We start from the raw sequence: 20,667 nt of genomic DNA on the forward strand, positions 1-20,667 counted from the left end.
GGCCAGGCCGAGGAGCTTGGCAATGGGCGGTGATGCGGGAGCGCCCAGAATGGACCTTGACGCCGCGACGATCATCGCCAATGCCCCGGATCCCGTGTTCGTCTCCGACCTCCACGGCAAAATCTTGCAGGTCAACGACGCCGTCTCCCAGCTCCTGGGCTTCCGCCCGGACGAGGTGCTCGAGCAGTCCCTCTCGCGCTTCATCAGCCCTCAGGAGACCCGGGAGTTCACCGCCGCGCTGCGCGAGGTCGTCGAGCGCGGCGTCACCCGCAACGCCCGCCTCAACCCTCGCAGCGCCAGCGGGGAGGTCATCTCCACCACCCTCAACGCCTCCGCCCTCCGCGACTCCGACGGCAAGGTCATCGGCGCCATCGGCATCCTGCGCGACATGCGCGAGCTCGACAAGGCCCGCGCCTACGCCGAGAGCCTCATCAAGAACGCCCCCGACCCCGTCTTCGTCTCCGACCTCGAGGGCAAGATCCTCCAGGCCAACGACGCCGTCTCCCAGCTCCTCGGCTTCCGCCCGGACGAGGTGCTGGAGCAGTCGCTTTCGCGCTTCATCAGCCCCGAGGAGACCCGCGAGTTCACCGCCGCCCTGCGCGAGGTCGTCGAGCGCGGCGTCACCCGGAACGCCCGTCTCAACCCCCGCAGCGCCAGCGGCGAGGTCATCCCCACCACCCTCAACGCCTCCGCCCTCCGCAACCCCGACGGCAAGGTCATCGGCGCCATCGGCATCCTGCGCGACATGCGCGAGCTCGACAAGGCCCGCGCCTACGCCGAGAGCCTCATCAAGAACGCCCCGGACCCCGTGTTCGTCTCCGACCTCGAGGGCAAGATCCTGCAGGCCAACGACGCCGTCTCCCAGCTCCTGGGCTTCCGCGAGGACGAGGTGCTCGAGCAGTCCCTCTCGCGCTTCATCAGCCCCGAGGAGACCCGGGAGTTCACCGCCGCCCTGCGCGAGGTCGTCGAGCGCGGCGTCACCCGCAACGCCCGCCTCAACCCCCGCAGCGCCAGCGGCGAGGTCATCCCCACCACCCTCAACGCCTCCGCCCTCCGCGACCCCGACGCCAAGGTCATCGGCGCCATCGGCATCCTCCGCGACATGCGCGCCTACGAGCAGGTGGTTCGCGACCTCGAGAAGTCCAAGACCGAGCTGCAGGAGAAGATCCTGGACCTCGAGAAGTTCGAGGAGGTGGTTGTCGGCCGCGAGCTCAAGATGATCGCCCTCGAAAAGGAGCTGGAAGGCCTGCGGAAAGAGCTGGAGAGGCTGAAGGTGGAGCGGCAGCAGATCTGATGGGGCGGAGCGGCGATCGCCGGCCGGAAGCAGCGGCGCCGGACGACCGGCTCGAGTCCCAGGCCGGTCTCCACGAACATGTCAAGATGCTGGAGCTGCGCCTGCGCAAACGCGACGAGCAGCGCCGCGCCATGCTTCACATCATGGGCGACCTCAACGAGGTCAACAAGCGCCTCGGCAACCAGCGCAAGGCGACGCTCCACATCCTGGGGGACTACGAGAAGGACCGCAGCCGGCTGGCCCGCCAGACCGAACGGCTCGACAACTCGCGGCGCGCCCTGCTGCACATCCTCCAGGACTCGCACCGGTCCAACCTGCGCCTGGAGGATAGCCGCAAGGCCATGATCCACATCATGGGCGACCTGCAGGACACGACCGCCGAGATCCAGCGTGGCGAGCAGGAGCTGCGCGACAAGCAGGAGCAGCTCGTCCAGGCCGCCAAGCTGGCCACGCTCGGCGAGCTCACGACCGGGGTCGCCCATGAGCTCAACAACCCCCTCAACAACATCGGGCTGTTCGTAGGCAACGCGACCGATCTCATCGAGCTCGGCGTATTGGACGGCGAGCGCATCGTGCGTGAGCTGCGGAACGCGATGCGGCAGGTCGGCAAGGCCACCGAAATCATCTCGCACCTTCGCACGTTCGGACGGGTGGCGTCGGTGAGCCGCCAGCCGGTCTCCATCACTCAGGTGATCGAGCGGGCCCTGTCGCTCATGCAGGAGCAGCTCCGGCTTCGTGACATCGAGGTCGCGCTGGACCTGGGGCCGGCGCCGGCGGTGGTGATCGGGAACGCCATTCAGCTGGAGCAGGTCTTCATCAACCTGCTCACGAACGCGCGCGACGCGATGGCCGACTCGCCGCACAAGCTGGTCCGCGTCTCGGCCCGCGTCGGGGAAGGCCTGGTCGATCTGACCTTCTCCGATACGGGGCCGGGCATCCCGGAGGGCCTCGAGCAGCGCATCTTCGACCCGTTCTTCACCACCAAGGAAGTGGGGCGAGGCACCGGCCTGGGCCTGTCCATCACGTACGGGATCATCAAAGACCACGGCGGCACCATCGCCGTCGCCAACCGACCGGGAGAGGGGGCCACGTTTCTCATCGAGCTCCCCCGAGCCCCCGACGATCGGCCGGCGCCGCCAGCGGTATGAGCGCGGCCCGGGTGCTCATTGTCGACGACGATATCGCCCTGTTGCGGGCGCTTCCCGAAGCCCTGCGGCTGCGAATCGACGCGGTGACGGTGGACACCTGCGACACCGCGTCAGAGGCGCTGAGCCAGATCGCAGCCACCGACTACGACGCCATCATCAGTGACATCAAGATGCCGGGCATGGACGGCCTGGCCCTCCTCGCCGAGATCCGGGCCCTGCGGCCGGACACGCCGACGTTGCTGATCACCGGCCACGGGGAGCACGACCTGGCCGTGCAAGCGTTGCGTGGGGGTGCCTACGACTTCATCCAGAAGCCCATCGACCGGGAGTACTTCGTGGCCTCGCTGAGCCGGGCGGTCCAAATGCGGCAGCTGAGGCGCCGCGTCAAGGAGCTCGATCAGCTCAAGACGCAGTTCTTCGCCGACGTGAGCCACGAGCTCCGGACGCCGCTGGCCTTGATGCTGGGGCCAACCCAGAAGCTGCTGGCGGTGGGCGGGCTGACCGAGGAGCAGCACCACGACCTGGAGGTGATCGACCGCAATGCGCGGACGCTGCTCAAGCGCGTCAACGACCTGCTCGACGTCGCCAAGCTGGATGCCGGACAGGTGGGCGTCAACTACGCCGAGGTCGACCTGGGGCGGCTCCTACGCCTCACCGCCGCCCACTTCGAGGCATTCGCGCAGGAGCGCCGGATCTCCTTCTCGGTCCGGACACCGGGGAGCGTCATCGTCCAGGCCGATCTCGAGAAGCTGCAGCGGGTCTTCTTGAACCTCCTGTCCAACGCCTTCAAGTTCGTCCCCGACCTTGGTCGCGTGAGCCTGGAACTCCGCGTCGACGGCCAGCACGCGCTGGCCACGGTCCAGGACAACGGCCCCGGGGTGAAACCCGAGCTCCGCGAGGCGATCTTCGAGCGCTTCCGGCAAGGCGAGAGCGGCTCACGTCGCGGCTTCGGCGGTACCGGCCTGGGGCTGGCCATCGCCAGGGAGTTCGTGGCGCTGCACGGCGGGACTATCACCGTCGGCGACGCCCCCGGAGGTGGCGCGCTCTTCAGCGTGGCCCTGCCGCTGGTGGCGCCGGCGGGCGCCAAGGTCGACACCGCGGCCGAGGGCGCCGACGATGGTGTGGACGTCGCGCGCCAGACCCTGGAGGAACTGCGCCAGAGTCGCCCCGCCGGCGGGAAGCCGGATCGGGCGGAGACCCCGCCGCCCGCGCCCCGCGCTCCGGCTGGGGGGACGGGCCCGGAGCCGCCGCGCCCGCTGGTGCTGGTCGTCGAAGACAATCAAGAGATGAACAGGTTCATCGCGGAAACCCTGGCCCGCGACTATCGCGTCGCCACGGCCTTTGATGGCCAGGAAGGTCTCGAGAAGGCGCGCGCGCTCGGTCCGGACCTGATCCTCAGCGACGTCATCATGCCGCGGCTGAGCGGCGATGACCTCGTGCGCGAGGTCCGCCGGCATCCCGAGCTGGACACCGTGCCCCTCGTCCTTCTCACCGGGAAGGTCGACGACGAGCTGCGGGTGAAACTGCTTCGCGAGGGCGCCCAGGACTACCTCACCAAGCCCTTCTCAGCCGAGGAGCTGTGCGCGCGGACCCGAAATCTGGTGATGATGAAACGCGCCCGCCAGACGCTCCAGGAAGAGCTCGCCACCCAGAGCGACGACCTGGCGGCCCTGGCCGCCGAGGTCACCGCCCGCCAGCGCCAGCTGCAGGCCGCGCTGGCCGCGCTGCGCGACAGTGAAGAGCGCTCCCGTCTCCTGGTGGAGAGCGTCAAGGACTACGCGATCTTCATGCTCGATCCCGACGGGCGCGTCGTCAGCTGGAACGCCGGGGCCGAGCGCATTACCGGCTATGCCGCCGACGAGATCATCGGCCAGCCCTTCGCCCGCTTCTATCCCCCCGACGCCGTCCGCCACGGGGCGCCCGAGCACGACCTGAACCGAGCGGGTGCCGAAGGGAGATTCGAAACCGACGGCTGGCGCGTGCGCAAGGACGGGACATCGTTCTGGGCCAACGAGATCCTCGCTCCACTGGGCGATGCCGCCGGCCATCACCGTGGCTTCTCCATCGTCACCCGCGACGTGACCGAGCGCCGGCGGGCGGAGGAGCAGATCAGGACCTCGCTCAAGGAGAAGGAGGTCCTCCTCAAGGAGCTTCACCACCGCGTCAAGAACAACCTGCAGGTCATCTGCAGCCTGCTCAACCTCCAGTCCCTGAGGATCAAGGATCGCCGGGCGCTCGAGCTGTTCAAGGCCAGCCAGAACCGGGTCAAGTCGATGGCGCTCATCCACGAGCAGCTGTATCAAGCCGGTGACCTGGCCACGATCGACTTCGCCGAATACGTCCGGCGCCTGGCCGTCAACCTGTTCCGTTCGTACGGGATCACCACCGATGCCGTCCGCCTCACGCTGAATCTCGACACCGTCGCGCTGGGGATCGATACGGCCCTTCCTTGCAGCTTGATCATCAACGAGCTCATCACGAATTCGCTCAAGCACGCCTTCCCGCCCGGCAAGGCCGGCGAGATCCGCATCGGCCTCCGCGCCGGCCCCGACGACGCTTGCGAGCTCAGCATCAGTGACAACGGCGTCGGGCTCCCGCCCGATTCCGCGCTCTCCACCGCGCCGTCATCGGGTCTGCAGCTCGTGGCCACCCTCACCAGTCAGCTGGGAGGCACGATCGAGGTCCAGCGCAACGCCGGCACTCGATTCACGATCCGAGTCCCGGGAGAGACCGCCAACGAAAGGGGGGGTCGACGATGAGCCCGACCCGGATTCTCGTCGTGGAGGACGAGGCGATCGTCGCCAAGGACATCGAAACCGCCTTGCACGGCCTGGGTTATTCGGTGCCCGCCGTGGCCGCCTCCGGGGAGGCCGCCATCGAAAAGGCCGAGGCCCTGCATCCCGACCTCGTGCTGATGGACATTCGGCTGAAAGGGCAGATCGACGGCGTCAAGGCCGCCGGTGAGATCAGCGGGCGCCTGGGGATCCCCATCGTGTACCTCACCGCTCACGCGGACCAACAGACCTTACGGCGCGCCAAGACCACGCAGCCGCTCGGCTACATCCTCAAGCCGTTCGACGAACGCGATCTCAGCGCGGCCATCGAGCTGGCGCTGCACCGGCACCGGGCGCAGCTGACCCTGCGCAGCCTCGCGCTGGTCGACGAGCTCTCCGGCCTCTACAACCGGCGCGGGTTCTTCACCGTCGCCCGCCAGCACGTCAAATTCGCTCGCCGGACGAAGCAGGGGTTCTGGCTCCTGTTCATCGACGTGGACCGTCTCAAGCAGATCAACGACGTCTTCGGACACCAGGAAGGCGACGCCGCCCTGGTCACCACCGCCGAGATCCTCAAAAAGACGTTTCGGGAGTCGGACGTGCTGGGACGCCTAGGCGGGGACGAATTCGTCGTGCTGGCCATCCACGCCTCGGAGGACAGCGCGGCCTCGATGATGGCTCGCCTGGAGGAGAATCTCGCCGAGCGCAACCGGCAGCGGGCGGGCGGCTACGAGCTGGCGCTGAGTGTGGGGATCGCGCGGTTCGAGCCGGAGAGCAGCGCCTCCATCGAGGAGCTCCTGGCCAAGGCCGACGAGGCCCTGTACGAGCACAAGCGGACCAAGCGGAAGAGAACCTGACCCGGGCCGGTCGCCGGGGCGACCGGTCAGAAGTACTCGAACGTGGTCTCGCCACGCTCCATCCGCAGCCGCAAGTCGGCCATGAAGACCAGATAGGGGTGGGCGCCGCGCGCCAGCAGCGCTTCCCGGTCGCCGGCCAGCAGGGCGCCCTGCTCGTCCTCGGCGAGACCCATCTGGCGCAGGGCGGCGGTGGCATCGGCCAGGAACCGCGCCCGGAAAGCTGGATCGGACTTGAGCGCGTAGAGGCAGCGGTTGAGCCGGTAGGCGCTGGCCGGCGGAAACCGGTAGTGAGCCTCGTCCATCAGAGGAGCCGCTCGATCGCGGTCGTCATATCGGCCACTCGACCACCGCGTTGCCGTGGTGCCAGGAGGGCTCGTAGCAGTAGACGTCGGCCTTCGCATCGCCGACCGCGCCCAGGACCGTGATCCACGTGCGCAGCTCGATGTTGCCGACCTGGTCCAGCTCCTCGCCGGTGACCTCCGCCAGCTCCCCGCCGCGGCCCCCCGCCAGCTTGTCGAGCACGCGCCGATCCCAGTCGAACTCCGGCGAGGCGTAGCGGTCGGTGCCGGGGAAGTGCGACATCCCGCCCGACGCCATCAGGACGACGCGCTCCGGGCGCGCGCGCACGATCTCCCCCACCACCCGCCCCCACTCGTGACAGCGCCGCGGGGTCGGTTGGGGCGGCAGGTAGACGTTGACATGGAGCGGCACGATCGGCACCGCCGGCTCGGGCATCGTGAAGTGCAGCGGCACGAAGAACGCGTAGTCGAGCGGCGCCTCTTGCGTGTAGAAGAGGTCGAAGCCGCGCTCGACCCCGTGCGCGACCAGGGCGCGGGCCAGCGGCTCGTGGATGAGGAAGCGGTAGCGGTAGGGCCCGAACGCGCCCGCGCACTCGACGCCCACGTACACGGCCAGCGCCGGCACCGCGTCGAGGAAGAACGCCTCGATATGATCGCCGGCGACGATCACCAGCGCGTCGGGCCGCAGCTCGGCCAGGCGCCGCTGGACGCGCGCGAAGGCGGCGTGCACGCGCAGCACCAGGTCGCGGTCTTCGCTCTCCGGCCGCGCCAGGAGCTGGGGCGTGTGGGCGCAGGCGAAGGCGCCGACCAGCATCAGCGCCCGGCCGCCGCCACCAGCACCGCCCGCGGAATGATGAGCCGCGCCGCCATCACCGGCCGGGGGGACGTCCCGATGCGCAGCTCGCCGACGATGGAGAGCAGCATGTAGGCCTCCCGGCGGTCCAGGCCGGTCCGCGCCACGAAGAAGTCGACGGCGCCCCGCGCGGCGTCCTCCGTCGCGATCTCCACGGTGGGGCCGAAGCCGAGCACCTGCACCGTGTCGTCGACCTCGATGATCGGCCGGTCGAGGGCGCGCTGCTTGTCCAGCGCCACCCGCGCCCGGACGGTGGCATCGCACTCCACGCCGGTGCCGCTGATGATGCCGTCGCTGATCGCCGCGTGGGGATCGGCGAAGAAGAGCAGCGCGCCCTCCACCATCACCGGCAGGTGGACGCGGGCGCCGGCGCGCACGTCCTTCTGGTCGAAGTCGCCCCCGTAGGGTCCGGCGTAGGCGGGCTTGTAGCCGTCGGGCGGCATGGTGGAGACGGTGCCCAGGTTCGGATTGAGCGGGAGGGGAATGCGCCCGCCGAACCACGCGTAGCCGTCCTTCACGGGACAGCCGACGGCGGTCGGCTCGCCGAACTCCGCCCGCAGCACGCCGAAGTCGCGGACGATCGCCGTCTTGCCGTCGCCGTGGGGCGTGATCTCGAGCAGGTCGACGACGACGGCGTCGCCCGGCTCGGCCCCGCGCACGCGCACGGGCCCGGCGATCGGCGCCAGCGGGTGGCCGTCACAGGCGGGCGTGAACGGCGTGGGGACCAGCCGGATGTCGGGCACGTCGGCGAAGGCGCCGCGGACCTCGAGCGTGAACTCCTCGCCCGGCGCCACCTCGAGCGCGGGCGGGGTGGAGGGGTTGACGTCGAAGAGGTACCAGGTCTTCACCGCGGTCGTCATGTGGTCAGCCTCCGCACGATCTCATCGAACGCCTTGTCCGCCAGCGCCCGCACCTCCTCGCGGGTGAGCGGCTGGATCGGATGCGGGACCACGACGGTCCGGTAGTCGCGGGCGCCCAGCGCCTCGGCCTGGGCGCGGGCGGCGTGGACGAACTCGGAGGAGACGACCGTCGCGGTGGGAATGCCATGATCCTCGAAGAACACGCCGTCGTGCACACTGCACGTGGTGCACGACCCTCAGTCGGCGAGCGCTTCGATGAGAACGTCGGTGCGCCCCACGATCTCCTGGCGCAGGGGGTCGGGCGCCGGCCGCGCGAACGTCGGCTTCTTCTTGCGCACGATCGCCTGGGGCCGCGCCCGCTCGCGCAGCAGCTCCTCGATGCGGTCCAGCAGGTGGTCGCCCTTGGCCTTGGAGATGTCGAGCAGGGTGATCACCGTGCCCTCGAGCGTCGCCGGCCGGCGCGCCGTCTGCCGGGGAACGGCCACCGAGTCGGTCGGGTCCAGATACTCGTCGGGCGGGTTCGCGGACATGGGGTCCTCCTTCACGGGATGTGGATCTTCCTGAAGACCAGGCTGGAACCCTTGGAAAACGTCCAGCCGGGGACGATCGCCGAGAACCGCCCGGCGGTGCCGCCGGCGACGACGATCTTGAGGTTCTCCGGCGATCGGAACTTGGGAACGAGGGTGTCATCGTCCTCGGGCCGCGCGAACTTCCGCAGCACGTGCTCGGGCAGCCCCTCGCCGCCGTCCTTGCCGGGGACGAGGTCGCGCACCGGGCGCCGCAGCCGCTCGAAGAGGTAGCCGCGGATGTCCGCCTTCGTCCACCCGTCGCCCGCGATGGTCCGGGCGTGTTCGGGCGACAGCACCAGGAGCGTGTCGCCCCAGTGCGTCATCTTGTGGTTGGCCACCACGGCCAGGCTCGGCGCGATGGTCGCCAGGAGGTCGGCGGCCCGCCGGCTCCGCTGGTCGTACACGCCGAGCGGCGCGTCCGCCGCCAGCACGGCGACCGTGCTGTCCTGGGGTCCGAACCCGTGCTCGACGGCCAGCGACGGCCACGGGCTCACCTCTTCGTATTCGCCGATGCAGTAGGTGTAGCGCCCGGGATGCGCGAGGGTCGACATGCTGATGGCCCCGGGTCGCGCGCCCCCGACGTTCACGCACACCAGTCTGAGCGCCCGGCCGATGGTGGCGTTGGCGCGCCGGCCCGAGCCGAAGACTCCGGCACCGCAGTTGACGTCGAGCGCGGTGCGCGCCGGCCCGTTCACGATCACCAGCGGGCTAGGGGCGTTCGTCGTGGCGGAAACACCGTGGAGGTCGAAGGCCTCGTCGCACACCGCCTCCACCGCTGCGATGACGACGGGCAGGTACTCCGGCCGGCAGCCGGCCATGACGGCGTTGACCGCGATCTTCTCGACGGTGGCGCGGCCGTAATTGGGCGGGACGAGGGCCACGAGGTCCTGGCCGTGGCGGCCGCAGCCCTCGACCGCGCGCCGGACCCGGTCGGGCGTCGGCGGTACCACGGGCAGCCCGTCGGTGACGCCCCGGGCGTGGAGCGCCTCGATGGGGTCGGCCTCGGTTTCCGGCTCCACGATTGGTCGGCCTCCCGGCGGCATGCCAGGAGGCTAGCACAGCTCAATCGCCGACGGGCCCCGTGGACCACCCCGTTTCGAGCGCCGGCTCCGCCGGCGCCACCTTTGGGGGAGGCTCGGAGGGGGGCCGTGAGGCCTCCCTTCGACCATGAATTCGGAGGGGGGCCGTAACGCCCGTCCCCTCCGATTCGACTAGTGCCGTTCCAACTTGTTGATACTAAATCTGTCCACGAACGACGTACACGGTGCCTTCCTAGGCGCGAATAGTTGGAACGGCACTAGCTGCGGCAGACCCGGAAGTTCGCGTAGTCGCCCCGCGCGCTCGACTTGGTGTCGTCGGAGTCCGTGAGCACGGCGATGCCGGCGGGCTTGGGCACCTCCTTCTCCTCGAAGAACTTCAGAAAGTCATCGCGCGTGTTGACGCGCTCCTCCACCCACTGGCCCTTCCGGTCGGAGCCGCTGCGGAGCACGCGCACCTGCGTGAGCCCGTTGTTCGAGGTCAGATGGACGCCCACCGGGACCTTCTCGCTCCAGACGTACTTGACCGCCTTTGGCCCCACGATGCGGGAGTAGGGCACCAGCATGTATACGGCCAGCGCGCTGTCGTTCTTGCCGTCCTTCTCGTCGGCCCCCCGCGGGAACTCCTGCGGTCGCCACGACCAGGCCAGGACGGGATAGGCGTCGAGGTTCCACTCGTGCTGCTTGGCCGCCTGGATGCCGAGCCCCTTGGAGTGGGCGCGCAGGAAGCGGAGCCCGCCATCCTCCTGCACCGAGTAGACCGCCTTGCCCGCGTCCTTCCGCGCCTCCCAGTCCGCCGGGAACTCGCCGACCTTCGCCTGGGCGAAGTCCTCGACGATCTTGCAGGCATCCGGCGCCTGGGCCGGCACCGGCGGCGGGGGAACGACGAGCGCCATGACCAGCGCGAATGCCAGGGACAGCCACGACCACTTCATGAAGGCACCTCTTTCGAGCGCCGGCCTTGCCGGCGCCCTCCTTCCTGGGGGAGGTTTGGGAGGGGGCCGTCGCGCCCTGTGGGCGCGCCTGTGAATCGCCCTCTCCCACGTTAGCGTCCCCGGCGCCACCAGTGATGCACGAGGTTGTCCACGACCTCGCCGAGCTGGCCGATCGTCCGGCACTCGCGGACGAGGTCGCAGGCCGGCGCGTACAGCGGCATCACGCTGTCGCCGACGCCCCAGCCCCACTGACCCTCGGGGTTCAACCAGATGATACCCTTCACCCGCTCGCGTATCATTCTGAGCGCCCAGGCCTGCGGGTCGTTGTAGTTGTTCCGGGCGTCGCCCAGGACGAGGATCGTCGTCCGCCGGTCCAGGGTGTCCAGCTCCGTCCGCACGAACTGGCTGAAGGCGTACCCGAAGTCCGAGCGGCAGTGGTAGTCGACGGGCGCGGCCTTGAGCGCCCACTCGATGGCGCGTTCCACCGGGTAGGTGCTGAAGGCCTCGGTCACCTCGGCCACCTCCGAGACGAACACGAACGAGCGCACGCGGCTGAAGCACTCCTGGAGGCTCCAGACGAGCTGGAGCATGAAGCGGGAAGCGTTGCGGACGGAGTCGGACACGTCACAGACGGTCACCAGCTTGGGCTTGTCGCGGTGGCGCCGGCGGAGGAAGACCTCCATGGGGACCCCGTCGTACTGCAGGCTCTTGCGGATCGTGCGCCGGGTGTCGAGGCGGCCTCGCTGCTCCTGGCGCTGCCGCAGCACCAGCGCGTCCTTGATCTTGCGGGCCAGGCGCGCCACCACCGTCTTCATCTGCGCGACCTCGTCCGCGGTCAGCGCGAAGAGGGGCTTGTCGGCGAGCGTCTCGCGCTGGAGCCTCTCGCCCTGGCGCCAAGCCCGTCGCTCCAGCTCCCGCTCGACGTGCTGGCGGATCAGGCGGCGAAACGCCTCCAGCCGGAGCTCCAGATAGTTGCGGATGCGCGCCAGCTGCCCGGGGTCCAGCCCGCGAGCCTCCAGCAGCCGGAGGATCTGCTCGAGATCGCGCTCGATGGCGGCGACGTCGAGGCGGTCGGCGAGGCGGAGCGAGAAGTAGCCGACCTGCAGGAAGTACATGAGGCGCTCCAGCCCGACGTTGCGTCCGCCGGAGCGGATGGTCATCTCCATCTCCGCCCCTTGCCCGCGCAGCAGCAGCTCCGTGAGCTCGTCGAGATCCAGGCCCTCGTCGGCGACGAGCTGGTCGAGGAAATCTTGAAGATGGGGATCCTCGGGCCCGACCGCCTTCTTGAGACCTTCCCCCAACGCCTGGAGATCGAGGAAGTACAGGTCGAAGAGCCGGTCGAAGGTCGCGCGGTCACGCCCTTCCTTGACGAGCGTGGTGGCCAGGGCGGTCTTGAACGTCTCGCGGTCCCGGAGCCCGACTTCGGCGGCGGCGGCCAGCGCGTCTAGCGCCTCTGACGGCGAGATGCGGATCTCGGCCCGGCGGAGGTCGCCGATGAACTCGAGGATCCGCTGGTCCACGCTCAGTCGGCGAGGACTTTGTCGAGCGCCCCCCGGACACGCTCGAGGTCCTTCTCGTACTTCACCAGCATCGTCAGCGTGGACTCCACCAGCGCGGGATCGAGCGTCTGGGCGTTGAGGATCACCAGCGAGCGCGCCCAGTCCAGGGACTCCGAGACCGACGGCGACTTGCGCAGGTCCATCGCCCGGATCCTCTGGACTGCCGCCACCACCGCCTTGGCCAGCCGCTCGGGGATCTGCGGCACCTTGAGGCGGATGATCTCGAGCTCCTCGGCCGGCGTCGGGAAGTCGATGAACAGGTGCAGGCAGCGCCGCTTGAGGCCGTCGCTGAGCTCCCGCGCGTTGTTGGACGTGAGCGCCACGAACGGGATGTGCCGGGCGCGGATCGTCCCCAGCTCCGGCACCGAGACCTGGAAGTCGGAGAGCACCTCCAGGAGGAACGCCTCGAACTCCGGCTCGGCCTTGTCGATCTCGTCGACGAGGAGGACGACCGGCGTGTCCGCCAGGATCGCCTGGAGCAGCGGGCGCGGCGAGAGGAACCGGAAGGAGAAGAAGGCGTCCTCCTGCCCGGCGATCTTGGTGACGGCGTCGGGCAATGACATCGCGTCGGTGATCAGCTCACCAATCCGCTCTCGCAGTAGTTGCGAGTAGAGCAACTGCTTCGCATATTTCCATTCATACAGCGCCTTGCCCTCGTCCAGCCCCTCGTAGCACTGCAGGCGGATCAGCGGGCGCGCGGCCACGTCGGCCAGCGTCTTGGCCAGCTCGGTCTTGCCCACCCCGGCCGGTCCCTCGATGAGCACGGGGCGGCCCATCCGGGCGGCCAGGAACACGACGGTGGAGATCCGCCGGCTCGCGATGTAGTTCGCGGCGCGGAACCGCTGCTGGACGTCGTCGACCGATTCGAACATGGACGCTCCTGTCGGAGAGAAGTCGGCCGCTGAACTTCGAGTCATTGTAACGTAGAATGCAGCATCCGCGAGCCGGGAGGAGTCTGCATGAGCCGCCGTCGCACCCTCCGCACCCTGGTCGAGCAAAAGGCCGGTCTCGTCGTGCCCGGCGCCTACGACGGCGTGTCGGCGAGACTGATCGAGCACGGCGGCTTCCCCGCCGTGTACATGACGGGTTACGGCGCCTCGGCCTCCCGGCTCGGCCTGCCCGATCTCGGCTTCACCGGGCTCGCCGAGATGGCCGACCACGCGCGCAACCTCGCCGCCGCGGTCCAGATCCCGCTGATCGCCGACGCCGACACCGGGTACGGCAACGCCCTCAACGTTCGCCGCACCGTCCAGGCCTACGAGGCCGCCGGCGTGGCGGCGCTCCACATCGAGGACCAGGCGGCGCCCAAGCGCTGCGGCCACCTCGCGGGCCATCAGGTGATCCCGCGCGGCGAGTTCGCCGGCAAGATCCGCGCCGCGGTCGAGGCGCGCAGCGACCCCGACCTCCTGATCATCGCGCGCACGGACGCCATCTCCGCCGTCGACTTCGACGAGGCCCTCCGGCGGGGCGAGGCGGCGGCGAAGGCCGGGGCCGACGTCCTCTTCATCGAGGCGCCTCGCGCCGAGGCGCAGGTGGAGCGGATCGCGCGCGAGTTCGACACGCCGCTGCTCTACAACTACGCTCCCGGCGGCCGGTCACCGCTGCTTCCCTTCGCGCGGCTCCGCGAGCTGCGCTACGCGATTCTTCTGCTGCCCGTGGACACGCTCTTCGTCGCGGCCAAGGCGGTGGCGGACTTCCTGCGGGACCTCAGGGCCGGGGACGACGCGCGGTCGCTCGCTGACCGCTACATCGCCTTCCGCGAGTTCAACGACCTGATCGGCGTGACCGCTCAGCTCGCGCTGGCCGAGCGCTACCGGGACGACGGCCGCTAGCGTTCGGCGGAGTGCCCGACATCGGGCATAGTGCCCGCCTTCCGAGCCCTCGGCACCGCTACAAGCCGCTGATTTCCTTGATCCCACCCCTGGCATGCCGCCTGCTCTGTCTCGGTGCCGAGGGGGGAGTTGGAAATGACGGACATCTGGTACGACCTGACGCTGAGAGAGCTGAGCGGACGTGACGACATCAGCGCTGAGCGCGTGAAAGAGGCGCAGGCAGCGCAGGCGTCCGCCTCCGACGAGAAGTCCCGAGAGCCAGCGGCCGAATCCCGCTGACGCCGGCGCCCTCGTCAGGCCGCCTCGCTGGCCAGACCCGCCGGCAGCGTCACGACGAACGCCGCGCGGCCGCCGGCAAACTCGGCGCCGACGTTGCCGCCGTGCTTCTCCACGATGCGGCGCGCGATGGCCAGACCGAGCCCTCACCGCCCGGAGCTTCTCCCACGGTCCGCACCGTGATCTGCGGGTGCCCGTGCGCCTGCTCGAGGCGAACCTCGATGCACCCGCCGACGGGCGCGGCCATGGCGGCGGTGGCTAGCACGTTGGCGACCGCCCGCTGCAACCGATCCAGATCACCGACGAAGGCGGCGGCAGCAGGATCGAGCGTCGCCTCCACCCGAATCGCCCGGGCATCGACCGCCAGCCGGGCCACCGTGATCGCGTCCCGGATCAGCATGACGAGATCCAGCGGACGGAGATTCAGGCGGACCTTGCCGGTCATGACCTCCGAAACCTCCCGGAGGTCGTCGATGACTTGCACCTGCGCCAGCGCGTTGCGCTCGATCGCCTCGAGCGCACGCCGGCACGTGTCCTCGTTGAACGCGCGCGCTCGAAGCACGCGCGACCAGCTGAGGATCGCGGTCAGGGGCAGTCCGCAACTCGTGCGAGAGCATGGCCAGCAGCTCGTCGAGCCCGATGTCCGCCAGGGAATCCTTCTCCATGCCCAAGATCGCCTGACGATGCAAACAGCCTACCGACCGGGACGCGCGATTCGAATGTAACTCTTGCTCGGCCGTGGCCTCGAGCGCCCGCCGGCTACAGCTTCGGAGCGAGCTCAGAAGCGAATCGCTCGAGGTGGTCGAGCTCGTCGAAGACCGGATTGAGGAGGATCAGGCGGGCTCCACCGGCCATCACCCGCGCGAGCCCGTCGAGGCACTCCGGCCCGTCGCCCCAGACGGCCGCTTGCTCGGCCAGCGCGGGCCGGCCGTAGAAAGCGCCGAACCACTCGGCGAGCCGACGACCGGCCCGCCCGCGGTCGCGATCGACCGCGATGTAGACGCGCTTGCCGATCGGAAAGCGCGCCGGATCGCGTCCGGCCTGGGCGAGCAGTTGGCGGAGCGTTTTCACCTCTTCGGTGAACTGCGCCGTAGAGATCGAGCCGGCGCCGATGAAGCCGTCGCCCAGCTCGGCGGCGCGTTTGAGCGCGTTGGGATGGTGGGCCCCGAACCAGACGGGTGGGTGCGGCTTCTGCAGCGGCTTCGGCTCCATCGCCGCGTTCTCGAGCTTCCAGAAGGCGCCCGTGAACGTGACGCGCGGCGCGGTCCAGAGCAGCTTCATCACGCGGATGGACTCGGCGAAGCGCGCGGCCCGGCGTTCGGCGGTGATGCCGAAGGCGGGATAGATCTTGGCGTTGCCGCCCAGCCCGACGCCGACGATCAGGCGGCCGCCGCTCAGGTGGTCGAGCGTGGCCAGGCTCTTGGCCAAGTGCACGGGACTGCGGAGCGCCGTGAGCAGAACCGCCGCGCCCAGGCGCAGGCGCTCGGTGACCGCCGCCGCGTAGGCGAGGAGCTCCACGGGCTCCAGGCTCGGAATTCCTCCGAGGATCTGCTCGACGACCCAGGCGCTCCCGAAGCCGAGGGCCTCGGCGCGGCCGAGGAATTCCCGGAGGCGCGGCTGATCGATCTGCCCTTCGGGAAACGTCTGGGGAATCGCGACGGCCAGCTCGACGCGCGTGCTCACTCTCGCACCTATTTTTCTATAGGCTCGCCTCGGACGCCGGGGCCCCAGCCCCTGGCCGCCCTGCGGCTCGCACGACCTTACTTAGGCTCGCCTCGGACGCCGGGGCCCCAGCCCCTGGCCGCCCTGCGGCTCGCACGACCTTGCTTAGGCTCGCCTCGGACGCCGGGGCCCCAGCCCCTGGCCGCCCTGCGGCTCGCACGACCACCGTCGATCACGAGACGCGCGCATCGTACCATACGTGACCGGCACCTGGTGGCGCAGGCCCACCGGACGTGACTCGAGTGGAGGTCAAGCACATGAAACGTCGACGACTGACGCCCAGGGAAACCGCGTTCCTCCAGCGGGAACGGGTCATCCGTGTTGCCACCGTGGGCCGCGACGGCACGCCGTGGGTCGTGCCCGTTTGCCACGCGGTCGAGCGTGGGGCCATCTACTTCGGCAGCGACAAGGACGGCCGGAAGGTGCGGAACATCGTGAAGACGAAGCGCGTGAGCCTGGTCGCCGACCGCTACAGCGACAACTGGGGGCGTCTGCGCGGCGTGGCCGTGGCGGGGCGGGGCGAGATCCTCACGCGCGGCCCGGCCTTCGCGCGCGCCGTGCGGCTGCTCTACCGGAAGTACCGGCAGTACGAGAAGGTGGCGGCGCTCGAGCCCGGGGAGTCCGTCATCGTGCGCGTGCGACCCAGCCAGGTCATGAGCTGGAATTACGCGCAGTGATATAGTGAGCCCGCCGATCATCACCCCAGGAGAACCCTGATGAGCGCCGTCAAGGACGACATCGCCAAGGCCGTGGACCGCCTGGCCGACGACCTCGAGCGCCTGTCCCGCAAGATCCACGACAATCCTGAGCTGGGCTACCAGGAGGTGAAGGCGTCCGGCTGGCTGGCCGAGTTCCTGGCCGCCCAGGGCTTCAAGGTGGAGCGCGGCGTGGCCGGGGTCGAAACGGCGTTCCGGGCGACGATCGAGACGGGCGAGGGACCCACGATCGCCATCCTGTGCGAGTACGACGCCCTTCCCGGCATCGGCCACGCCTGCGGTCACAACGTGATCGCCGCCGCCGGGGCGGGCGCCGGCGCCGCGCTGGCGGCCCTGAAGCAGCAGCTCCCGCAGGGCCGCATCCAGGTGGTCGGCACGCCCGCGGAGGAAGGCGGCGGCGGCAAGGTCCGGCTCGTCCACGGCGGGGTCTTCAAGGGCGTGGACGCCGCGATGATGATCCACGGCTGGGACAAGTGGATCTCCCACCAGGATCTACTCGGCATCGTGCGGGTGGGCTTCGAGTTCACCGGCCGGGCCGCCCACGCCTCGGCGGACCCCTGGGAGGGCGTCAACGCGCTCGACGCCGTCATCCAGACCTTCAACAACGTCAGCATGCTCCGCCAGCAGGTGAGGCCCGAGTACCGCATCCACGGCATCATCACGCACGGCGGCGCCGCGCCGAACATCATCCCGGAGTTCGCGGCCGCGACCTTCTACGTGCGCGCGCCGAAGCTCGACGAGATGTGGGCGCTCCACCGGCGGGTGGTCGCCGGCGCCGAGGGCGCCGCCAAGGCCACCGGCTGCACGCTCAAGGTCGTCGAGCAGGACAACACCTACGAGCCCATGAAGCGCAACCAGACGCTGCTGGACGCCTTCCGGGCGAACATGGCGCGGCTCGGGCTCCTGGAAGCTCCCGCGGTGAAGGACCGGCTGGGCTCGTCCGACGTCGGCAACGTCAGCCAAGTCGTCCCCACCATCCAGCCGCTCGTCAAGATCGCGCCGGACGGCACGCCCATCCACTCTCGCGCCTTCGAAGCCGCCGCCGTCAGCCCGCTGGCCCGTCAGGGCCTGCTGGCCGCCGCCAAGGTCATGGCGATGACGGCGCTCGATCTCCTGGCCGAGCCCGGCCTGCTGGCCCGAGCCCACCAGGAGTTCGCGGCGCCGAAATGAGCGCTCCTGTGTCAACCCAAACGTCCGCCGACTCCATCAAGCCCAAGATCGCCGAGGCGGTTGATCGCCTCGCCGACCAGCTGGAAGCCCTATCGCACCAGATCCACGACCATCCCGAGCTCGCGTTCAAGGAGGAGAAGGCCCACGCCTGGCTCACCGAGTTCCTCGAAAAGCAGGGCGTGCGCGTCGAGCGCGGCGTCGGCGGCCTGCCGACCGCCTTCCGGGCGACCCTCCCCGGGACCGGGGCGGGGCCCACCATCGCCATCCTGTGCGAGTACGACGCGTTGCCCGGCATCGGGCATGCCTGCGGCCACAACGTCATCGCCACCGCCGGCGCCGGGGCCGGCGCGGCGCTGGCGCGCGCGCTGGGGACGCTGCCGTTCCCCGGTCAGATCCAGGTGATCGGCACGCCGGCGGAGGAAGGCGGCGCGGGAAAGGTGAAGCTGCTGGAGGCGGGCGTGTTCCGAGGCGTGGACGCCGCGATGATGATCCACGGCCGCTGCGGCACCCGGGTCTGGCGTCCAAGCCTGGGCATCATCAAGGTCGAGGCCGAATTCTTCGGCAAGGCGGCCCATGCCTCGTCCTGGCCGTGGCGCGGCGTGAACGCGCTGAACGCGGTCATCCAGCTCTTCGTGGCCATGGACGCGATGCGCCAGCAGCTCCGTCCCGACGCGCGCGTGCACGGCATCATCAGCCAGGGCGGGGCCCAGCCCAACATCATTCCCGAATACGCGAGCGCGGAGTTTTACCTGCGCTCGCTGGACAAGGCGTACTGCTACGAGTTGCTCCGCCGCTTCCAGGCCTGCTGCGAGGGCGCCGCGGCGGCGACGGGCTGCCAGGTGAAGGTGACCCCGGAGCCCACCGTTCACGAGCCGCTCAAGCCGAACGTCACGATGGCGCGTCTGTTCGCCAGGAACCTCGAGCTGATCGACTGCCCGGAGGATCCCGAGGACGGCCAGGCCGGCTACGGCTCGACCGACTGCGGCAACGTCAGCCAGGTCATCCCCACGATCCATCCCTACGTCCGGATCTCGCCGGACGGTGTGCCAGGCCACTCGCGCGAGTTCGCCGAGTGGGCGCGCTCGCCGCTGGCCCGCGCCGGGATGCTGGCCGGGGCCAAGGCGCTGGCGATGACGGCCCTCGATCTGCTGGCCTCGCCCCCCGTCCTCCACCAGGCCCAGGAAGACTTCTCACGCGGAGGAGGCATGTCATGACAGCGCTGAGCCTGCTGGCCGTCCTCTCGCTCCTCGCCGCCGGCTGCGCGGGCATGATGCAGCCCACAGTTGCGACCGCGACCGCGCAGCTCAAGAATGCCACCGGCGACGTGGTCGGCACCGCCACCTTCACCGAGGTCAGCGGCGGCGTGCGCATCGTGCTGGAGACGCGCGGCCTGCCGGCGGGCGAGAAGGGTGTGCACATCCACGAGGTCGGCCAGTGCGACCCGCCGGCGTTCACCTCGGCGGGCGGGCACTTCAATCCCGGCAAGCGGCAGCACGGGCTGCAGAATCCCCAGGGGCCGCACGCCGGCGATCTACCGAACATCACCATCGCCGCCGACGGCACCGGTCGCCTGGAGACCACGACGAACCGCGTCACGCTGAGTGGCGGCGACACCTGGCTCCTCGACGCCGACGGCAGCGCCCTGGTCGTCCACGCGGCGCCGGACGACTTCAAGACGGACCCCACCGGCAACAGCGGCGCGCGGATCGCCTGCGGCGTGATCGGTCGCGGCCAGTCCGCGTCGCGCCCGGAGCCGCCCCGGGCGCGACCCCTGATGGGCGGGTACTAGGCGTCCGGTCGGAGGTACGTCACCGTGTGGTGCGTCAGCAGTCGCCCCTGGCTAGCCACGCACTCCGCGACGCCATAGATCATGCGCCGTCCCAGCTTGAGGATCCTGGCCGTGCAGAGGAAGTCCTCGCGCCGGGCGGGGCTGAGAAACGTCGTCTTCAGCTCGGCGGTGACCGACCGGTCGTCCGGCCCCAGCCTCGTCGCGATCGCGAGCCACATGGCGATGTCCGCCGCCGCCATGAAGGCCGGCCCGCCGACGAGTCCCCCGGGCCGCTCGAGACCGGCCCGGAACGGGACCTGCACGGTGCACTCGCCGTCCCCAAAGGCGTGAAGCCTGAAGTCGTAGTCGCGGGCAAAGACCGCCTGCGCCATCAACTCCCGCAGCTCACCCTCGGTCGCGGCGAGCGTCACAGGGCCGCCCGGACCTTCTTGGCCTGGTTGAGATGATCGAGCGCGTGCAGGCGCCAGACGATGGCGTACGCCTTCCAGTCCAGCTCCTCCACCCAGTGGAGCGGGACCAATTCCCCCCCGTCGCGCGGCACGTTGACGACCATGACCAGCGGCGCCCGAGCCTCGGTCTGGAAGTCCTCGCGGACGCGGGCGAGCGTGTCGACGATGTCGCCATGGACGCGTTTCAGCTCGCTGCGCAGCCACGGCCACGGGCGCAGCAGGGGCGCCTTGGACTGGAGGCTGGCCGGGATCGGCTCCCCCGGCGGGCGCTGGCCAGCCAGCAAGCAACGCAGCTCGTCCAGCCCAGGCCGGTGCGTCTCCACGAGATGGTCGACGACCTCCTGGATCGTCCACTCGCCGGCGATCGGGCGGCGCGCGACCATCTCGGGCGGGACCGAATCCAGGAAGCTCTCCAGCGCCGCGAAGGCCGCGGCGACGCGCTCCTGGATGGCCGACGGCGCCACCAGCGTCCCCCGTGCTCGCAGGTACTCGCGCGCCTTCTGCCGAGCCTCGGCCTCGTGATCCATG

At 69.9% G+C, this 20,667-nt stretch carries 22 protein-coding genes; 10 read left to right on the forward strand and 12 right to left on the reverse strand.

The window, feature by feature from the left end:
* Nucleotides 1–49 precede the first annotated feature (49 nt).
* The 4 genes from VGV13_00005 to VGV13_00020 are packed head-to-tail and all read left to right on the forward strand — an operon-like array spanning nucleotide 50 to nucleotide 6,073.
* On the forward strand, nucleotides 50–1,294 hold the full coding sequence (locus VGV13_00005; protein HEV8639462.1) for a PAS domain-containing protein: 1,245 nt from the start codon (nucleotides 50–52) through the stop codon (nucleotides 1,292–1,294).
* The gene (locus tag VGV13_00010; GenBank protein ID HEV8639463.1) at nucleotides 1,294–2,442 is read left to right on the forward strand and encodes an ATP-binding protein; all 1,149 of its coding nucleotides are present in this window, start codon (nucleotides 1,294–1,296) and stop codon (nucleotides 2,440–2,442) included. The genes VGV13_00005 and VGV13_00010 overlap by 1 nt, the downstream gene beginning before the upstream one ends.
* Nucleotides 2,443–2,453: 11 nt before the next feature.
* Nucleotides 2,454–5,201 (forward strand): response regulator, encoded by a 2,748-nt coding sequence (locus tag VGV13_00015; GenBank protein HEV8639464.1) that lies wholly within the window; start codon nucleotides 2,454–2,456, stop codon nucleotides 5,199–5,201.
* Entirely contained in the window at nucleotides 5,198–6,073 is an 876-nt protein-coding gene (locus VGV13_00020) for a diguanylate cyclase (protein HEV8639465.1), read from the forward strand. Before VGV13_00015 ends, VGV13_00020 begins: the two co-directional genes overlap by 4 nt.
* A gap of 26 nt (nucleotides 6,074–6,099) precedes the next feature.
* Here VGV13_00020 and VGV13_00025 read toward each other — a convergent pair whose 3' ends face one another.
* The 8 genes from VGV13_00025 to VGV13_00060 form a co-directional block, all read right to left on the reverse strand.
* Nucleotides 6,100–6,375, reverse strand: a complete 276-nt coding sequence (locus tag VGV13_00025) for a hypothetical protein (GenBank protein ID HEV8639466.1) — start codon at nucleotides 6,373–6,375, stop codon at nucleotides 6,100–6,102.
* Between the two features lie 25 nt (nucleotides 6,376–6,400).
* Nucleotides 6,401–7,186: a hypothetical protein gene (locus VGV13_00030; GenBank protein ID HEV8639467.1), complete on the reverse strand. Its 786-nt coding sequence runs from the start codon at nucleotides 7,184–7,186 to the stop codon at nucleotides 6,401–6,403.
* Complete coding sequence (locus VGV13_00035) at nucleotides 7,186–8,085, reverse strand: acetamidase/formamidase family protein (GenBank protein HEV8639468.1); 900 nt, start codon at nucleotides 8,083–8,085, stop codon at nucleotides 7,186–7,188. The genes VGV13_00030 and VGV13_00035 overlap by 1 nt, the downstream gene beginning before the upstream one ends.
* Nucleotides 8,082–8,615 carry a UGSC family (seleno)protein gene (locus VGV13_00040; protein HEV8639469.1) on the reverse strand — a complete coding sequence of 178 codons (534 nt, stop codon included), beginning with the start codon at nucleotides 8,613–8,615 and terminating at the stop codon, nucleotides 8,082–8,084. Before VGV13_00040 ends, VGV13_00035 begins: the two co-directional genes overlap by 4 nt.
* Before the next feature lie 11 nt (nucleotides 8,616–8,626).
* Complete coding sequence (locus tag VGV13_00045) at nucleotides 8,627–9,673, reverse strand: hypothetical protein (protein ID HEV8639470.1); 1,047 nt, start codon at nucleotides 9,671–9,673, stop codon at nucleotides 8,627–8,629.
* Nucleotides 9,674–9,951: 278 nt separating this feature from the next.
* Nucleotides 9,952–10,626 carry a DUF3047 domain-containing protein gene (locus VGV13_00050; protein HEV8639471.1) on the reverse strand — a complete coding sequence of 225 codons (675 nt, stop codon included), beginning with the start codon at nucleotides 10,624–10,626 and terminating at the stop codon, nucleotides 9,952–9,954.
* A gap of 110 nt (nucleotides 10,627–10,736) precedes the next feature.
* Nucleotides 10,737–12,146, reverse strand: a complete 1,410-nt coding sequence (locus VGV13_00055) for a VWA domain-containing protein (protein HEV8639472.1) — start codon at nucleotides 12,144–12,146, stop codon at nucleotides 10,737–10,739.
* Between the two features lie 2 nt (nucleotides 12,147–12,148).
* The gene (locus VGV13_00060; GenBank protein HEV8639473.1) at nucleotides 12,149–13,057 is read right to left on the reverse strand and encodes a MoxR family ATPase; all 909 of its coding nucleotides are present in this window, start codon (nucleotides 13,055–13,057) and stop codon (nucleotides 12,149–12,151) included.
* Nucleotides 13,058–13,144: 87 nt separating this feature from the next.
* Here VGV13_00060 and VGV13_00065 point away from each other — a divergent pair, with 87 nt between their 5' ends.
* Both VGV13_00065 and VGV13_00070 read left to right on the forward strand, forming a co-directional pair.
* Nucleotides 13,145–14,017, forward strand: a complete 873-nt coding sequence (locus tag VGV13_00065) for an isocitrate lyase/PEP mutase family protein (protein HEV8639474.1) — start codon at nucleotides 13,145–13,147, stop codon at nucleotides 14,015–14,017.
* A gap of 135 nt (nucleotides 14,018–14,152) precedes the next feature.
* Nucleotides 14,153–14,296 carry a hypothetical protein gene (locus tag VGV13_00070; GenBank protein HEV8639475.1) on the forward strand — a complete coding sequence of 48 codons (144 nt, stop codon included), beginning with the start codon at nucleotides 14,153–14,155 and terminating at the stop codon, nucleotides 14,294–14,296.
* A 49-nt stretch (nucleotides 14,297–14,345) separates the two neighbouring features.
* On the opposite strand, the gene VGV13_00075 is transcribed toward VGV13_00070, so the two are convergent.
* Nucleotides 14,346–14,855: a hypothetical protein gene (locus VGV13_00075; protein ID HEV8639476.1), complete on the reverse strand. Its 510-nt coding sequence runs from the start codon at nucleotides 14,853–14,855 to the stop codon at nucleotides 14,346–14,348.
* A gap of 197 nt (nucleotides 14,856–15,052) precedes the next feature.
* Nucleotides 15,053–15,976 carry an LLM class flavin-dependent oxidoreductase gene (locus tag VGV13_00080; GenBank protein ID HEV8639477.1) on the reverse strand — a complete coding sequence of 308 codons (924 nt, stop codon included), beginning with the start codon at nucleotides 15,974–15,976 and terminating at the stop codon, nucleotides 15,053–15,055.
* 296 nt (nucleotides 15,977–16,272) lie between these two features.
* Here VGV13_00080 and VGV13_00085 point away from each other — a divergent pair, with 296 nt between their 5' ends.
* The 4 genes from VGV13_00085 to VGV13_00100 are packed head-to-tail and all read left to right on the forward strand — an operon-like array spanning nucleotide 16,273 to nucleotide 19,690.
* Nucleotides 16,273–16,692: a pyridoxamine 5'-phosphate oxidase family protein gene (locus VGV13_00085; protein HEV8639478.1), complete on the forward strand. Its 420-nt coding sequence runs from the start codon at nucleotides 16,273–16,275 to the stop codon at nucleotides 16,690–16,692.
* A gap of 39 nt (nucleotides 16,693–16,731) precedes the next feature.
* Complete coding sequence (locus VGV13_00090) at nucleotides 16,732–17,901, forward strand: M20 family metallopeptidase (GenBank protein HEV8639479.1); 1,170 nt, start codon at nucleotides 16,732–16,734, stop codon at nucleotides 17,899–17,901.
* A gap of 8 nt (nucleotides 17,902–17,909) precedes the next feature.
* A complete protein-coding gene (locus VGV13_00095; protein HEV8639480.1) occupies nucleotides 17,910–19,115 on the forward strand; it encodes a M20 family metallopeptidase in 1,206 nt (401 codons plus the stop codon).
* Nucleotides 19,112–19,690: a superoxide dismutase family protein gene (locus VGV13_00100; GenBank protein ID HEV8639481.1), complete on the forward strand. Its 579-nt coding sequence runs from the start codon at nucleotides 19,112–19,114 to the stop codon at nucleotides 19,688–19,690. The genes VGV13_00095 and VGV13_00100 overlap by 4 nt, the downstream gene beginning before the upstream one ends.
* Here the strand turns inward: VGV13_00100 and VGV13_00105 are convergent.
* Together VGV13_00105 and VGV13_00110 are read right to left on the reverse strand one after the other, a co-directional pair.
* Nucleotides 19,687–20,100 carry a PaaI family thioesterase gene (locus VGV13_00105; GenBank protein ID HEV8639482.1) on the reverse strand — a complete coding sequence of 138 codons (414 nt, stop codon included), beginning with the start codon at nucleotides 20,098–20,100 and terminating at the stop codon, nucleotides 19,687–19,689. The genes VGV13_00100 and VGV13_00105 overlap by 4 nt on opposite strands.
* A complete protein-coding gene (locus VGV13_00110; protein ID HEV8639483.1) occupies nucleotides 20,097–20,666 on the reverse strand; it encodes a DinB family protein in 570 nt (189 codons plus the stop codon). Before VGV13_00110 ends, VGV13_00105 begins: the two co-directional genes overlap by 4 nt.
* Nucleotide 20,667 lies beyond the last annotated feature (1 nt).

This window comes from Candidatus Methylomirabilota bacterium, assembly GCA_036001065.1.
GTDB lineage: Bacteria > Methylomirabilota > Methylomirabilia > Rokubacteriales > CSP1-6 > MNEF01.